At 71.2% G+C, this 13,571-nt stretch carries 16 protein-coding genes; 10 read left to right on the forward strand and 6 right to left on the reverse strand.

Going from position 1 to position 13,571, the window contains the following annotated elements:
* Position 1: 1 nt before the first annotated feature.
* Complete coding sequence (locus tag ACQP2X_RS26315) at positions 2 to 1,315, forward strand: DUF2252 domain-containing protein (RefSeq protein ID WP_498686322.1); 1,314 nt, start codon at positions 2 to 4, stop codon at positions 1,313 to 1,315.
* On the opposite strand, the gene ACQP2X_RS26320 is transcribed toward ACQP2X_RS26315, so the two are convergent.
* A complete protein-coding gene (locus ACQP2X_RS26320) occupies positions 1,288 to 2,763 on the reverse strand; it encodes a hypothetical protein (RefSeq protein ID WP_498686323.1) in 1,476 nt (491 codons plus the stop codon). The genes ACQP2X_RS26315 and ACQP2X_RS26320 overlap by 28 nt on opposite strands.
* Positions 2,764 to 2,850: 87 nt before the next feature.
* Between ACQP2X_RS26320 and ACQP2X_RS26325 the strand changes: the two genes are divergently transcribed.
* Genes ACQP2X_RS26325 through ACQP2X_RS26335 form a run of 3 tightly spaced genes read left to right on the forward strand, consistent with a single transcriptional unit; the run spans position 2,851 to position 4,047 of the window.
* On the forward strand, positions 2,851 to 3,255 hold the full coding sequence (locus tag ACQP2X_RS26325) for a DUF6325 family protein (RefSeq protein ID WP_498686325.1): 405 nt from the start codon (positions 2,851 to 2,853) through the stop codon (positions 3,253 to 3,255).
* A gap of 10 nt (positions 3,256 to 3,265) precedes the next feature.
* A complete protein-coding gene (locus ACQP2X_RS26330; RefSeq protein ID WP_498686326.1) occupies positions 3,266 to 3,712 on the forward strand; it encodes a DUF6325 family protein in 447 nt (148 codons plus the stop codon).
* A 5-nt stretch (positions 3,713 to 3,717) separates the two neighbouring features.
* The gene (locus ACQP2X_RS26335; protein WP_498686327.1) at positions 3,718 to 4,047 is read left to right on the forward strand and encodes an SHOCT domain-containing protein; all 330 of its coding nucleotides are present in this window, start codon (positions 3,718 to 3,720) and stop codon (positions 4,045 to 4,047) included.
* Between the two features lie 46 nt (positions 4,048 to 4,093).
* Here the strand turns inward: ACQP2X_RS26335 and ACQP2X_RS26340 are convergent, their stop codons facing one another.
* Together ACQP2X_RS26340 and ACQP2X_RS26345 are read right to left on the reverse strand one after the other, a co-directional pair.
* Positions 4,094 to 4,417: a hypothetical protein gene (locus tag ACQP2X_RS26340; protein ID WP_498686329.1), complete on the reverse strand. Its 324-nt coding sequence runs from the start codon at positions 4,415 to 4,417 to the stop codon at positions 4,094 to 4,096.
* Positions 4,418 to 4,529: 112 nt separating this feature from the next.
* On the reverse strand, positions 4,530 to 5,015 hold the full coding sequence (locus ACQP2X_RS26345) for a DUF6069 family protein (RefSeq protein ID WP_498686330.1): 486 nt from the start codon (positions 5,013 to 5,015) through the stop codon (positions 4,530 to 4,532).
* A 56-nt stretch (positions 5,016 to 5,071) separates the two neighbouring features.
* Here ACQP2X_RS26345 and ACQP2X_RS26350 point away from each other — a divergent pair, with 56 nt between their 5' ends.
* Together ACQP2X_RS26350 and ACQP2X_RS26355 are read left to right on the forward strand one after the other, a co-directional pair.
* Positions 5,072 to 5,821 carry a ubiquitin family protein gene (locus tag ACQP2X_RS26350; RefSeq protein WP_498686331.1) on the forward strand — a complete coding sequence of 250 codons (750 nt, stop codon included), beginning with the start codon at positions 5,072 to 5,074 and terminating at the stop codon, positions 5,819 to 5,821.
* A 127-nt stretch (positions 5,822 to 5,948) separates the two neighbouring features.
* Positions 5,949 to 6,806, forward strand: a complete 858-nt coding sequence (locus tag ACQP2X_RS26355) for an acetyltransferase (protein ID WP_498686332.1) — start codon at positions 5,949 to 5,951, stop codon at positions 6,804 to 6,806.
* Here ACQP2X_RS26355 and ACQP2X_RS26360 read toward each other — a convergent pair whose 3' ends face one another.
* On the reverse strand, positions 6,807 to 7,262 hold the full coding sequence (locus ACQP2X_RS26360) for a hypothetical protein (RefSeq protein WP_498686334.1): 456 nt from the start codon (positions 7,260 to 7,262) through the stop codon (positions 6,807 to 6,809).
* A gap of 141 nt (positions 7,263 to 7,403) precedes the next feature.
* Here ACQP2X_RS26360 and ACQP2X_RS26365 point away from each other — a divergent pair, with 141 nt between their 5' ends.
* From ACQP2X_RS26365 to ACQP2X_RS26375, 3 genes are all read left to right on the forward strand, one after another.
* On the forward strand, positions 7,404 to 7,844 hold the full coding sequence (locus ACQP2X_RS26365; protein ID WP_498686336.1) for a MarR family winged helix-turn-helix transcriptional regulator: 441 nt from the start codon (positions 7,404 to 7,406) through the stop codon (positions 7,842 to 7,844).
* A complete protein-coding gene (locus ACQP2X_RS26370) occupies positions 7,845 to 9,422 on the forward strand; it encodes a DHA2 family efflux MFS transporter permease subunit (RefSeq protein WP_498686338.1) in 1,578 nt (525 codons plus the stop codon).
* Positions 9,423 to 9,502: 80 nt separating this feature from the next.
* Entirely contained in the window at positions 9,503 to 10,975 is a 1,473-nt protein-coding gene (locus ACQP2X_RS26375) for a GGDEF domain-containing protein (RefSeq protein ID WP_498686340.1), read from the forward strand.
* A gap of 71 nt (positions 10,976 to 11,046) precedes the next feature.
* Here the strand turns inward: ACQP2X_RS26375 and ACQP2X_RS26380 are convergent, their stop codons facing one another.
* Together ACQP2X_RS26380 and ACQP2X_RS26385 are read right to left on the reverse strand one after the other, a co-directional pair.
* Positions 11,047 to 11,688, reverse strand: a complete 642-nt coding sequence (locus tag ACQP2X_RS26380; RefSeq protein ID WP_498686344.1) for an NAD(P)-dependent oxidoreductase — start codon at positions 11,686 to 11,688, stop codon at positions 11,047 to 11,049.
* Between the two features lie 87 nt (positions 11,689 to 11,775).
* Positions 11,776 to 12,576 carry an inositol monophosphatase family protein gene (locus ACQP2X_RS26385; protein ID WP_498686345.1) on the reverse strand — a complete coding sequence of 267 codons (801 nt, stop codon included), beginning with the start codon at positions 12,574 to 12,576 and terminating at the stop codon, positions 11,776 to 11,778.
* Between the two features lie 66 nt (positions 12,577 to 12,642).
* Here ACQP2X_RS26385 and ACQP2X_RS26390 point away from each other — a divergent pair, with 66 nt between their 5' ends.
* The gene (locus ACQP2X_RS26390) at positions 12,643 to 13,554 is read left to right on the forward strand and encodes a LysR family transcriptional regulator (protein WP_498686347.1); all 912 of its coding nucleotides are present in this window, start codon (positions 12,643 to 12,645) and stop codon (positions 13,552 to 13,554) included.
* Positions 13,555 to 13,571: the final 17 nt, after the last annotated feature.

The following is a 13,571-nucleotide window of genomic DNA, read 5'->3' on the forward strand; positions in this document are numbered from 1 at the left end:
CATGACACCTGACGAACGGGCGGCGGCCGGCCGGGCCGCACGCGACGAGGTCCCGCTGGACGCGCACGCCGAGGTGCCCACGCCGGAGCGGCGGGACGCCAACGCGGTGCTGGCCGAGCAGGAACAGAACCGGCTGCCGGAGCTCCTGCCCCTGCGGCACGAGCGGATGAGCACCGACCCGTTCGCCTTCTACCGGGCCAGCGCCGCCGTGATGGCGGCCGACCTGGCCGCCGGCCCGTCCACCGGGCTGCGGACCCAGCTCTGCGGCGACGCGCACCTGGCCAACTTCGGCATGTTCGCGTCGCCCGAGCGGCGTCTCGTCTTCGACCTCAACGACTTCGACGAGACCCACCCCGGCCCGTTCGAGTGGGACCTCAAACGCCTGATCGCCAGCCTGGCCCTGGCCGGCCGGGCCAACGGCCTCAAACGCAAGGAGCGCGCGGTCGTCACCGGCGGAGCGGCCCGCGCCTATCGCGAGGCGATGGCTTCGTTCGCGGCGATGGGCAACCTCGACCTCTGGTACGCGCACGCGGACGTCGAGTCGCTGCGCTCACAGCTCGACAAGACCCGGAGCAAGAAGGTCGCGGCGGCCGGGGTCAAGGCCCGGTCCCGGACGAGCCTCCAGGCGTTCCGCAAGCTCACCGAGGTCGTCGACGGCACGCGGCGTATCGTCGCCGATCCCCCGCTCCTGGTGCCCGTGCGCGACATCGTCACCGGTGGCGAGGACCTCCAGGGCCAGATCCGCGAGCTGCTCGCCGGCTATCGCGACACGCTGCCCGAGGACCGCCGCCGCTTGTTCGACGGCTTCACCTTCGTCGACATGGCCCGCAAGGTGGTCGGCGTCGGCAGCGTCGGCACCCGGTGCTGGATCATCCTGCTCACCGGCCGCGACGACAGGGACCCGCTGCTGCTCCAGGTCAAGGAGAGCGGCCCGTCGGTGCTGGCCGACCACATCAAGGCCGACGAGTGGGACAACCACGGCCGCCGGGTGGTCGCCGGTCAGCGCCTCATGCAGGCGCACAGCGACATCTTCCTGGGCTGGCAGAGCTACGGCGGCCGCGACTTCTACGTGCGGCAGCTGCGCGACTGGAAGGGCACCATGGAGTCGGCGTCGTTCAAGCCCGAGGGGCTGCGCCTCTACGGCGAGATCTGCGCGTGGACGCTGGCCCGGGCCCACGCCCGCGGCGGCGACCGCATCGCGATCGCCGCCTATCTGGGCAAGACTGACGCCATGGACCGCGCCCTGGTCCGGTTCGCCGAGGACTACGCCGACCGGACCGAGAGCGATCACGCGGCCTTCAGCTCCACGTCCTGAGTTTCTTTGCGGGCGATCAACGTCACCGCGACCTCGTACGCCGCCAGCAGCACCACGATCACGAGCAGGCTCATCCAGGACGACCAGATGAGAGCCGCGATCCCGGCCACGACCAGCCCGCCGATCCGCACCGCATCCAGGTAGCGCGCGATGAAGCCCGGCGCGTGATCGCCGGCCACCAGAGCGCCCCGCCACGCCCACTTCGTGCCGGCCACGGCCTGGCGCCGCAACCACCGCGGCACCCGTCCCGGCCCGGCCAGATAGGCGATGACGGCCAGCAGCGCGCCGATCCAGATGATCTGCGTGCCCCTCTCCCGCAGCACCGAGAAGATGCTGTCGACGGCCGCGTTGACGCCGTCGCGGTAGACCCCCTCGGGCACCTGCTCGACCACCTGGCGGCGCACCGCCCGCACGATCACCGTGACCGTCACGGCGGCCACGACAAGCCAGATTCCCAGTTGTACGGCTGTGCGGCGCCGCCGTGGCGACACCAGGAAAGCCGCCAGCACCAGCACGATCGTCGAGGCCACGAACAGGGCCAGATAGCGCTTCGAGGCGGCCACGGTGTCCTGCAGCGCCTTGAGCTGGCCGCCGTCGTACACCGTGAACTGCGCGAAGTTGGCCGGGAGAGAGACGCCCAGCGCCTCCTCCACCCGCAGCCGCAGATTGTCGGGAATCGCCCCCGAACTCAGGTCGGGCAACGTGATCGTCTTGCCGAACAGCGTCGGCAGCTGCGCGCTGAGCTCCCGCAGGGCCTGGTTGATCAGCGGCAGCAGGTCGATGTCGATGTGGTCGCCCTGTGCGGTGATCACCTCGCTCTCACCCTCGACGACGGCCATGACGCGGTCGTGGACGCGGCGGTTGAGCTCGATCCACACGGTCTGGAAGCCGTCGCTGCGCAGCACGTTGGTGACCACGGTGCGGACCTGGGTGCGCAGCTGCCCGGCGATGGGGCCGGCGGCGAACGCGGCCTGCTGCGGGAGGACGTCGCGCAGCCGCTGCTCGACGTTGATCACGGAGAAGGTCTGCGCGGTGGCGTATTCGGCGACCGCGGCCGAGATCTGCGGATCCTGCGGCAGCGGGGCCACCGTGCTGACCCAGCGATCGGTGCTCAGGGTGGTGCGGGCCGCCCAGAGTCCGACCACGCTCAGGACGAGCGCGAAGGCGGCGACCGCGGCCAGGATCGCGGCGATGACACCCCGGACCCGGCGGCCGGTGGGGCCGCGCTGCTTTTTCCCGGACAGCTCTCCTTTCGCGGCCAGCTCTTCTTTCGCGGCCAGCTCGCGTCGTAGGTCGGCGACCTCGGCCCGGAGCCGTTCCAGTTCCTGGTCGCCCTCCACGGGCGTACTCACCGAGGTGTCGTTGTTGCTCTTCTCGTCGCTCGCCGCCCGGTTGGGCTGGTCGCCGTTGCCGGCAGCCTCGGCCGCCGTGGGCACGCTGCTCGTCATGCTCCGACCGTCGCCGATCGGCCCGGCGCGCCGATTCATCCCTGCCGGATGAATCCCGCCCCCACCGGTCGGCGCACGCTGAGACGCATGGCATTGGGGCCGCTGGAACTCATGGTCTTGTCCTTTCCCGCGGAGGAACTCAACGACGGCGTGTGGGCGACATTGGACCGGCTGGAGCGGGCCGACCAGATGTGCGTCGTGGACGCGCTGGTGGTCCGCAGCGACCAGGCCGGTGGCACCCGCACGGTCGAGCTGAGCGACCTGCCCGGCATCCGCGGTGATCCCGATGTGCTGTCGGCCCTGGCCACGGGCCTCATCACCGAGTCCGACATCTCCGACGTGGCGGAACTGCTCGACGACGACGCGACCGAGGTGCTGGCCGTGCTCCTGGAACACCGCTGGATCGGCGACCTGGCCGGCCGGGTCGCCGCGACGCGCGGCCAGATCGTCGCCCTCACCCACATCTCGGGCGCTCCGAGCCCCGTGCACTGAAAGGACAGACATGCCCGAAGTCGACGAGTTGGGCCCCATCGACTACCTGTGCGTCGAGCTGCCGCCGGGCAGCATGGACGGCAAGGCGTTCTCGCTGCTGGAAGACCTGGTCGACCGGCACATCATCCGGGTCCTGGACATCGCGCTGGTCCGCAAGAACCCGAACGGCAAGGTGACGGTCCTCGAGGAGGCCGAGTTCGACGTGAACGGCCTCGGTTCCTTCCACGGCGCCGCCTCCGGCGTGCTCGGTGGCGAGGACCTCCAGGAGGCCGGCGAGCTGCTGGAACCGGGCGCGGCCGCGGTGATCCTCATCTACGAGAACACGTGGGCGGCCCCCTTGGCCCGCCAGCTGCGCCACATAGGAGCGCAGCTGCTGGCCAGCGGCCGCATCCCGGTGCAGCAACTGATCCAGGCCCTGGACGACTCGGAGCCGCAGTACGCGGCCAAGGGAAGGTGACCCCGATGCCCGGACTGCTCCGAGGAATAGCCCGAACCGCGGTGGTGGCCGGCACGGCCTCAGCCGTCTCCGGCCGGGTACGCCACCGCCAGGACGGCCGCTGGGCCCGCCAGGAGGCGGAGAACGAGATGCTGCAACAACAGCAGCAGCCGGCCTACGCTCCCCCGCCCCAGCAGGTCTACGTCGCGGCCCCGCCCGCCGCCGCCGCGCCCACCGCCGCCCCCGACATGTCCGCCAAGATCGACCAACTGAAGCAGCTGGCCGACCTGAAATCCCAGGGCATCCTGACCGACGCCGAGTTCGAGGCCCAGAAGGCCCGCATCCTGGGCCAGTAAGGACCACCACCCCGGCCGCCCCCGGACCACCGGGGGCGGCCGGCGTTCACCGGTGGCGGGCCCAGATCAGGACGCCACGTTTGGTCACGTCCATCGGGGTGACGAACTGCCGTGCCGCACGCCGGGCGTCAGGGACGGTCAGCCCACGGCCGCGCAGAAAGGCGGCCACCGCCGCCACGTCCGGCAAGGAGATCAACGGGGCGTCCCACCGCTCGGCCCGGACGATGTCGAAAACCTGCTCGACGATGCCGACCGCCTCCTCGGCGTCGAACGTCGACCTCGTCCCCCAGCCCGGCAGCACAGAGGCGAACTCCGGGTCGTTGCGACGGCTCGGCGCGCACGCCACGAAGACACCGCCCGGCCGGATCACCCGGGACGTCTCCTTCAGACAGGCGACCGGGTCCGCGAGGTGTTACGGCCGAGGTTCTCCGCCAGCCGGCCGTCGCCGCCTCATTCGTAGTCCGTCGGATGGCGCATGACACCTAACTGTAGGTGCGCGGATACGGGCGCGGCGACGGCGGCGGCTGGGGAACGCGGACGACGGCCGACTTGGCGACGCCGGCCACCAGGGAGCCGATCGCTATGCCCAGGACCATGTTCAGGCCTGCGGTGTAGATGCGGGCGCCCAGGCTCGCGTCCGTGACGAACGGTGCCAGCATCGCCACGATGGTGGCCAGCCCGATCACCCAGCCGAAGAAGCGCATGGGCCGGGGCGTGGTCAGCAGCAGCAGGTGGACCAGGCCGGTGGCGACCAGCGCCGCCATGGCCGCGCCGAAGGCGTACCAGCCGGTCGACGCGTCGCCCCACGTGCCCTGCCCCTTGGGCGCGAGCACGTCGATGTCGAACAGTCCCCGTCCGAACAGGATCCCGGCGATCGCGATCAGGGCCGCGACCACGGCGGTGGCCGCGCCGCCGGACCAGAGCTTGCCCGCGTTGACGGCCGGGCGCGTTTCGTTGATACCGGTCATGGATCGAGCCTCACGGAAGCCGCCGCGCGCACGCTTCACCCCAGATGGATGGTTTGATGGCACCCGTGGGCGACTCGGCGGATGATCCAGGCACGTCTCTCCTGACGCTGACCGTTGTCGGACCCGATTCCCAGGAATTCCTCGTCGAAGGGGTCCCCGGGGACGAACCGGTCCGGAACTTCTTGATCGGATTCCTCGAGTCCGGATATCCCGAGGTTCCCTGGCGGCTGCGCCAGTGGAAGGCCGACCTCATAGCGGGCCCCGGCCCCGTTCGGCTCGATCCACAGGCGACTCTGCTCGAGGCCGGCGTCCGGGACGGCTCCCGTCTAGCGGTCTCGGCCTATTCCGCGGCGGGCGGGTTCGGGCTGCCCGAGCTCCTCACGTTCGTCGGCGGGATGCTCCTCAGCGGCGCTGTCGGAAACGCCGGTTACGACCTGCTCAAGGTGACCTGCAAGTCGATCGCCGAGCGCTGGTCGGCGCGGAGGCCGTTCTCGGGCCGGCAGCGGCTGAGCGCCGGCGAGGCGACCGAGCTCGCCCGGAGCGCCGCCTGTCTCAGGTTCGACATCGGCGACCCGTCCCGGCTCCGCCTGGAGGCGGCCAACCCGCTCATCCTGCGCTACGACCACACGGGGATCCAGAGTCTCCGGACGAGACGGTTCGCTTCCCGGCGCGCCTTGTCCGAGTCGTGGAGCTGCGTGTTCACTCTTGCCGAAGCGGGTCTGCCGGCCTCCATGACCATCCTGGTCCGCGCCAATCCGCCGGATCCGGAGCGGACCTTCGTCTATCTGCTGCCCGACCGGGGCTGATAGCGTGGTGCGGCACGCCGACGAGCAGCCGAAGGGAGGTCAGAACAATGTCCGATGTTCTGCGCCCCTTCCGCGGCCCGGCGTCCCCGCGGTTCTAGCGAGGCGCGCTCCTTCCCGGAGGCCCACCATGACCGCTCTGACGTTCCGCCCGCTCGTCGCGGGTGAGGAAGATCTGTTCGACTCTCTGCCCGATCCGCTGCCCGAGTTGCGCCAGGCGTCGTTCGCCGACGGGCTCGCCTCCGGCGGCTTCGATCATTCGCGCGCCTGGATAGCGTCCGAGGACGGCCGGGTCGTCGCCCGCGCCGCCTGGGTCCTGCCGCCCGGTGCCGTCGGCCGGCCGTGGCTGGAGCGTTTCGACGCGGCCAGTCCGGAGATCGGCGCCGCCCTGCTCACCAAGGCCCACGCGGCGCTCGGCGGTCCCCTGCCCTACTACGCCGCCGCTCCCGCGCATTGGCGGCAACGGCCCGAGTCAAAAGCGGTTCTTGATGTACGTCTGGAAGCCGCGCGCCGGGCCGGCCTGGCCGAGCGCGGCGAGCGTCTCCGTCTGACCTGGGCCGGCGCGAACCTGCCGGCCACCAGCGGGCGCCACACCTTCCGGCCCGTCACCGGCGAGGACGAGATCAGGTCCATGGTCGCCCGGATCGGCCGGCCCGACATCGTCACCGGGGCCGAGACCGCGCTCGCCGTCCTGGGAGCCGATCTTGCGTCCGAGCCGCTGCCCTGGCTGCGTACGGCTCAATGGCTCGTCGCCGAAGAGGCGGGTCTGGTCGCCGCCGCGGGTGACCATTGCTATCCGTTGATCGGCTATCTGGGGCTTCTCGACACCGGCGCCCGGGAGGAGCTGATCGCCGAGGCCGTCCGCGTGCTGACCGGCGGCGGCGCCCGGGAGGTGGTGGCCGACGTCGACTCCTACCGGGTCGAGGTGCTGGCGGCCTTGGAGCGGACCGGCTTCCGCCAGGTCCGCTCCCGGATCGTGCTCACGTGATCAGTTGTTGATCGAGGCCTGACGCGCCTCGATCGCCTTGACGGTGTTGTGCAGGGCCTTGACCAGCACGCCCTTGCCGACGCTGCCGAGGAGCAGCCCGGTGATCTTGCCCTTGAGGTTCTTGCCGTCGCGCACCACCACCGCGTCGAGGGTGGTGGTGCCGTCGGGCTGCCGGGTCAGCGTGTAGGTGTGGCCCGAGTCGCCGCCCCAGATGTTGGAGTCGGTGGTCTTCATGGTCACGCGGGTCGGATTCGACCAGTCGTACGACAGGCGTTCCCAGACACCGCCGCCGCCTTCGGTGACGTCGGCGGAGGTGGCGCCCAGCTCGTGCACCTTGAGGTCGGCGTCGGAGCTGTTGGCGAACAGCTTCTGGCGGCCCGGTCCGAAGTCGGTGAGCCCGGCGACGAACTGCTCGGGGGTGAGGGTCGTGGTCTCGTGCATCCGGATGATCGACATGTGAACAGCTTGTCGTCGGAAGCACCTCCACCGAGCCGGTAGGAGTCCCTGGTGAGTCCCGGGTGGGCCCTGGTGCGGCCCCCGGGTGACCTGGGACTCACTCGCTTATATGGGTATGCCGTCATACCTAATACTCGGCTCGTGAACGAGATCGCCGCCGCCGTCGTGGAGCTCGCGCCCGCTCTGCACCGGGCCCTGGAGCGCCGCGCCGACACCGACTTCGAACATCCACGTCCGCCGGAGATGCAGCTCTCGGCGCTGCGGCTGATCCGGCGCCGCCCCGGCACGACGGTGCGCGAGCTCGCCGGCGAGCTCCAGCTCAAACCGAACAACGCGAGCGCCCTGGTGACCGCGATGGTCGCCAACGGTCTGCTGCGCAAGGAGCCGGACCGGACCGACCGCCGAGTCGTACGCCTGCGGCTGACCGACCAGGCGCAGCAGCGGCACGACACGGTCCAGGGGCTGTTCACCGGCTATGTCGAGGCGGCCCTGTCCACGCTCACCGACGGGGAGCGGCGTGACCTCGCCGCGGCGCTGCCCGTGCTCCACCGCATCACCGAACAGATTAAGCAGGGAGAGTAAGTGACCACCCTAACCACGGCGCCCACCCCGCCCGCGGTCGTATCGAGGCGGAGCCGGCCCTGGCTGTCCCTGATCGCCGTCGCGTTCGGCCTGTTCATGGTCGGCCTCGACGGCAGCATCGTGTCGATCGCCAACCCGGAGATCGGCCGCGACCTGAACGCCAGCACGGCCGGCCTGCAGTGGGTGACGAACGCCTATCTGCTGGCCCTGGCCGCCTCGCTGATCCTGGGCGGCAAGCTCGGCGACCGCTTCGGCCGCCGCACCTACTATCTCATCGGCGTGGCCGGCTTCACCGTCGCGTCGGTCGCCATCGGCCTGTCCGGCTCGATCACCGGCGTGATCGTCTTCCGGGCCGTGCAGGGCTTCTTCGGCGGCCTGCTGATGCCGAACACGCTGGGCATCCTGCGGGCCGTCTTCCCTCCGAGGAAGTTCGGCATGGCGGTCGGCATCTGGGCCATGGTGTCGTCGGTGTCGACCGCGCTCGGCCCGATCGTGGGCGGCCTGCTCGTCGAGCACGTCAACTGGGAGTCGGTCTTCTACGTCAACGCCCCGATCGGCATCGTCGCCCTGGTCGTGAGCGCGCTCGTGCTGCCGCAGAGCAAGAACTCGACCGGGCATCACAGGTTCGACATCCCCGGCATCGTGCTGCTGGCCGCGGGCCTGGTCGTCATGGTCTTCGGCGTGGTGAAGGGCGAGACGTGGGGCTGGGGTTCGGCCGCGACGCTCGGCACGATCGCCGCCGGACTGGCGATCCTGGTGGTCTTCGGCTGGTACGAGACCCGCGTCGAGCACCCGCTGCTGCCGATGCGCCTGTTCCGCAACAGAGCGCTGACGATCGGCACGGTGCTGACCGCGGTGAACTTCTTCGTGCTGCTGGGCTCGATCTTCTACGTGATGCTCTACCTACAGAACGTCCGCGGCTACACACCGGTGATGGCGGGCGTGCTCACCTTGCCGCTGAGTTTGGCCTCGGTGGTGGCGTCGCCGCTCGGCGCGGCGCTGACCGACCGTTTCGGCCCGCGTCTGACCATGCCTCTCGGCATGGTCCTGCAGGCGCTGGCCTCGTTCGGCCTCCTGCTCTTGCAGACCGATTCGCCGTACGCCGTCATGTGGCCCTCGTTCATCCTGTTGGGCCTGGGCATCGGCATGATCATGGCCGCGTCCTCGGAGGCGATCGTCGGCAACGCGCCGGTCAGGGACGCCGGCGTGGCCGGCGGCTTGCAGGCGACGGCCTTGCAGGTGGGAGGCGCGCTGGGCACGTCGGTGCTGGTCTCCCTGATCAGCAGCAAGGTGGGCACCACGCTGCACACGTCGCTGACCGCCGCCGGCGTGCCCGCCCCGCTGGCGACCGGCTTGCAGGAGGCGAAGGACGCCGTCGCCATGGGCGTAGCCCCGGTCTCACCCGACATGACCGCCGAGATCAGGGCGGCGGTGCTCGAAGGCGCCGGCCAGTCGTTCATCACCGGCCTGCACGTGGCCGCCCTGACCACAGCAATCCTCTGCGTGGTGGCCGCCGTGGTCGCCGTCGTAGGCGTGCGGCGCGGCACGTCACCGACCGAGGGCGTGGCCGCGCACTGACCCCGGGTCCGGGTGCAACCAGCTTGCACCCGGGCCGTACCCGGATGACGCCCCGGGCCGCGCAGGCTTCAGTGGTGCCGATGGCCTTGATGAACGCGCCGCTCCGCCGATGGGCGGGATGGCAGTTCCTCCTTGCCTTCGGCGCCCCGGTGATCGTCCTGTACTACTGGTTCCTGCACCTGGGCCCGGGCTGGGGCGGCTTACAGGTCGCCCTCTACACGAGCGCCAACGGCGCCCTGGCGGTGAGCTGCCTGGTCACCGCGGCCCGCCGGCGCGACCTGCGCCCGGTCATGCTGTTGTTCGCGGCCTCCGCGATCACCTCCATCTTCGGCGACGTGGTCTTCTACTTCCTGGCGCTGGTCGGCGGCGAGGTGGCGTACCCCAGCATCGCCGATCTCGGCTATCTGGCGGCGTACCCCCTGCTGGCCTCCGGCCTGCTGCTGCTGGTGCGGCGGCGAACCCCGGGCCGCGACTTCGCGAGCGCGGTGGACGCCGCGATCGTCGCGGTCAGCGCCGGCTACCTGGTCCTCGAGTTCACCATCCTGCCCACCATGGAGATCAGCTCCGCGAACATCGCCACGCTGGTCTCGGTCGCCTATCCGGTGGGCGACCTCATGCTCATCGTGGTCGGCGCCCGCCTGCTGATCGGCGGCGTCCGCACGGCACCGCTGCTGATGATCGCCGCCTACTTGGCGCTGGTGCTGTTCTCCGACACGTTCTACATGATCCAGACCCTGGACGGCTCCTATCGCGCCGGCAACTTCCTGGACGCTTTCTGGATGGCTGCCTCCTTCATCCTGGCCGCCGGCGTGGCCCACCCCGACGCCCCGAAGCTGCTGGCCCGCAACACCACGGTGACCGCCGACGCCACCGCCCGCCGCCTGATCGTCCTGGCCGTGGCCGCGGTCATGGCCCCGACCGTAATGATGGTGCAGTACCTGCGAGGCGCCACCCCGCACATCATCGTGGCCGGCCTGGTCTGCAACCTCCTCTTCCTGCTGGTGGTCGGCCGCATGGCCGGCCTGGTCCGAGCCCAGCGGCACGCCGCCATCACCGACGCCCTGACCGGCTTGCGAAGCCGCCGTTTCTTCGAGCAGTCCCTGCGCTCGGAGTCGTCGCGGGCCACCCGCCACGACGCCGACCTCAGCATGCTCCTGCTGGACATCGACCACTTCAAATCCGTCAACGACACCTACGGCCACGCCGGCGGCGACCGCGTCCTGGTCGAGGTGGCGGACCGCCTGAAGACAGCCATCCGCCCCGGCGACATGGTGGCCCGCTACGGCGGCGAGGAGTTCGCCGTCCTGCTCCCCGGAGCCGGCCCGGCCGAGGCCGCCGACATCGCCGACCGCCTGCGAAGGGCGATCGCCGCCACCCCCATAGCGGTCTCCGACGACCGCCACCACCACGTGACAGTCTCGGTAGGAGTGGCCGGCACCCGGATCCCCGAGGAGATGGTCCTGTCCGCCGACCGGGCCCTGTACGCCTCGAAGAACGCCGGCCGGGACCGCGTGACGATCGCCGACCCCACCCCCACCCCAATAGCCGCCTGACAGAGACCGTAGCCGCGCCCCAAACGCGAGCGAACCAACCGCCAACCGTGCTCCGCCCCGCCTGCGGCCAGTCAGCCGTCGATCGCGACGACGAGCCGGCCGGCGTAGCGGGGCCGCACGGCCTCGTCGGTCATGGCGGCGGCCACCGCGGCCCGGCTCACCCGCGCCGGGAAGAGGCGGCGCGGCACGCGCTCCAAGGGCAAGGTGCGGTGCGGCACCTCGTCCAGGGACAAGGCCTGGCGCGCCGACGGCACGTCGGTCATCGGGCCGACGTGAAAGACCGTGCCACCGGCGGCCAGGACGGCCGCGTCCGCCGCGACCTTGTCCGGGATCTCGTCCCGCATGACGAGCCCGAGCAGCCCCCGCGTCAGCGCACCCGCCGCTTCGGCCGACGGCCCCGTGCCGAAGGCGCCGAGCCACACCACCCGCCCCACACCGGACCCCACGACGGCCTTGGCCCCGGCCGTCAGCACTCCCGGCAGATCACCTTTCGCCCGCCCGAGCCCGGACACGAGCACGTCGGCCCCCTCGACCGCCCGGGCGATCGACTCCGGGTCGTACACATCGGCCGCGACCACGCTCAGCCCGGCCCGGGCCGCCACGCGGGCCGGCTCCCGCGCCAGCGCCGTGACCCTCAAACCCCGAGCGAGCCCCGCTTCCACCAGCAACGATCCCACCGCCCCGGTGGCACCCAGCACCGCCATCCGCACCATCACGCCACCCCGCCCTCGACGCCCAGCCCCACGATCCGCACCATCACGCCACCCCGCCCTCGACGCCGAACCCCACGGTCCGCTCCATCACGCCGCCGCGCTTTCGATGCCGAGGCCGGCGCCGCGCAGAGTGCTGAGGGCCGCCCCGTGCAAGCCCGGCGCCGCGGCCAGGTAGCCGTCGCTCGCGATGTCCCAAGGGGCGCCGTCCAGGTCGGTCACCACGCCCCCGGCCTCGCGGACGATCAGGAGCGGCCCGATGTGGGAGCGGACGTTGTCGAACTGCCACACCGCGTCCATCCGGCCCGCGGCCAGTTGGGCCAGTTCATGAGTGACGGGCACGGACATCCGGACGTACAGCGCCTCTCTCATCATCGCCGCGACGCCGGCGCCGACCCGGGCGGCGGCCCCGGCGTCGCGGCCGGGTTTCGCCTGGCCGGTTCCCACCAGCGCGGCCGCCAGGTCCTTCTTCTCCGAGACCTTCATCGGCACGCCGTTGCGCCTCGCGCCCTCGCCGGCCACCGCGGTGAACAGCTCGCCGGTGAGCGGCACAGAGAGAACGGCCAACTCCGGGCGCCCGTCGCGGACCAGGCTCACCCCGATGTTCCAGTCGGCCATGCCGTGCACGGCGTTGACGTTGCCGCCGACCGGGTCGACCACCCACCAGTCGCCGGCGGGCATCGGGCCGGTGGCGTGCTCGTCCTCCTCCCACCGGGAGCCGGGCACCGCCGCCGTCAGCACGGGACGGAGCAGGTCGGCCACGGCACCGTCGTTGGCCTGGACGGCGGCGACGAGCGCGGGCAGATCGGCCGGGCGGGCGTCGACGGAGTAGCGGGTGAGCAGCTTGGCGCCGGCCTGCCGGACCGCCTCGGTGACTTCGGAAATGTTCATGCCATGAGCCTGGCCGGGCTGCATCATTAAGTCCAGTGCACTGTTGTTAGGCTACGATTCACCGCCATGCAACTGGACTTGAACCTGCTCACGGCCCTCGACGCCCTCCTCGAAGAGGGCAGCGTGACCGGGGCGGCCGACCGCCTCCGGCTCTCCCCGCCCGCGCTGAGCCGCACCCTCGGCCGCCTCCGCCGGCACACCGGCGACGACATCCTGGTGCGGACCGGGCGCACGATGACCCCCACGCCGTACGCCCTGGCCATCCGCGACCAGGTACGCGACCTGGTCCAGCAGGCCCATCAGGTGCTGGCGCCCACCCGCGAGCTCGACCTGGCCACCTGGGACCGCACCTTCACCCTGCGCTGCCACGACACGCTCACCGCCGCCCTCGCCCCCGACCTGCTGCGCGTCGTGAACGACCAGACCCCAGGGGTACGCCTGCGGTTCCTCGCCGAGACGGCGGTCGACACCGACGACCTGCGGCACGGGCGCGTCGATCTGGAGGTCGGCGCCGACGTGCCCGCCGCCAACGAGTTCCGTTCCGAGACCATCGGACACGACCAGCTCGTCGTGGCGATGCGCCGCTCACACCCGTACACCCAAGGTTTTGACCTCGAGCGTTTCGCGGCGCAGCCGCACGTTCTCGTCTCCCGCCGGGGCCGCCTGGCCGATCCCATCGATGAGATCCTGGCCACGCACGGCCTGCGCCGGCGCGTGCTCGCCTCCGTCGGCACGGGCGCGGCGGCCGCCCAGGTGATCAGCGGCAGCGATGGCCTGGTGACCCTTCCGCTGAGTCTGAGCCGGCCCCTGATCGAGGCGTTCGGGCTGGTCACGACGCCGCTGCCGGTGGCCGTGCCGGATGTGCCGGTGGTCAGCGTGTGGCATCAGCGCTACGACACCGATCCCGGCCACATGTGGCTACGGGCACAGGTCCGGGCCGCCCTGGCGTCGGCAATGCGACAACTTCCGGAAACCTGATGAGGGCAATGTGCAGG

It is taken from the genome of Actinoplanes sp. CA-131856 (assembly GCF_050956135.1).
Lineage (GTDB): Bacteria > Actinomycetota > Actinomycetes > Mycobacteriales > Micromonosporaceae > Actinoplanes.

Excerpts from the sequence above, each read along its gene's own strand:
- ACQP2X_RS26315 (WP_498686322.1), top strand. The coding sequence starts at position 2 with ATGACACCTGACGAACGGGCGGCGGCCGGCCGGGCCGCACGCGACGAG.
- ACQP2X_RS26320 (WP_498686323.1), bottom strand. The coding sequence starts at position 2,763 with ATGACGAGCAGCGTGCCCACGGCGGCCGAGGCTGCCGGCAACGGCGAC.
- ACQP2X_RS26325 (WP_498686325.1), top strand. The coding sequence starts at position 2,851 with ATGGCATTGGGGCCGCTGGAACTCATGGTCTTGTCCTTTCCCGCGGAG.
- ACQP2X_RS26330 (WP_498686326.1), top strand. The coding sequence starts at position 3,266 with ATGCCCGAAGTCGACGAGTTGGGCCCCATCGACTACCTGTGCGTCGAG.
- ACQP2X_RS26335 (WP_498686327.1), top strand. The coding sequence starts at position 3,718 with ATGCCCGGACTGCTCCGAGGAATAGCCCGAACCGCGGTGGTGGCCGGC.
- ACQP2X_RS26345 (WP_498686330.1), bottom strand. The coding sequence starts at position 5,015 with ATGACCGGTATCAACGAAACGCGCCCGGCCGTCAACGCGGGCAAGCTC.
- ACQP2X_RS26350 (WP_498686331.1), top strand. The coding sequence starts at position 5,072 with ATGGCACCCGTGGGCGACTCGGCGGATGATCCAGGCACGTCTCTCCTG.
- ACQP2X_RS26355 (WP_498686332.1), top strand. The coding sequence starts at position 5,949 with ATGACCGCTCTGACGTTCCGCCCGCTCGTCGCGGGTGAGGAAGATCTG.
- ACQP2X_RS26360 (WP_498686334.1), bottom strand. The coding sequence starts at position 7,262 with ATGTCGATCATCCGGATGCACGAGACCACGACCCTCACCCCCGAGCAG.
- ACQP2X_RS26375 (WP_498686340.1), top strand. The coding sequence starts at position 9,503 with ATGGCCTTGATGAACGCGCCGCTCCGCCGATGGGCGGGATGGCAGTTC.
- ACQP2X_RS26380 (WP_498686344.1), bottom strand. The coding sequence starts at position 11,688 with ATGGTGCGGATGGCGGTGCTGGGTGCCACCGGGGCGGTGGGATCGTTG.
- ACQP2X_RS26385 (WP_498686345.1), bottom strand. The coding sequence starts at position 12,576 with ATGAACATTTCCGAAGTCACCGAGGCGGTCCGGCAGGCCGGCGCCAAG.
- ACQP2X_RS26390 (WP_498686347.1), top strand. The coding sequence starts at position 12,643 with ATGCAACTGGACTTGAACCTGCTCACGGCCCTCGACGCCCTCCTCGAA.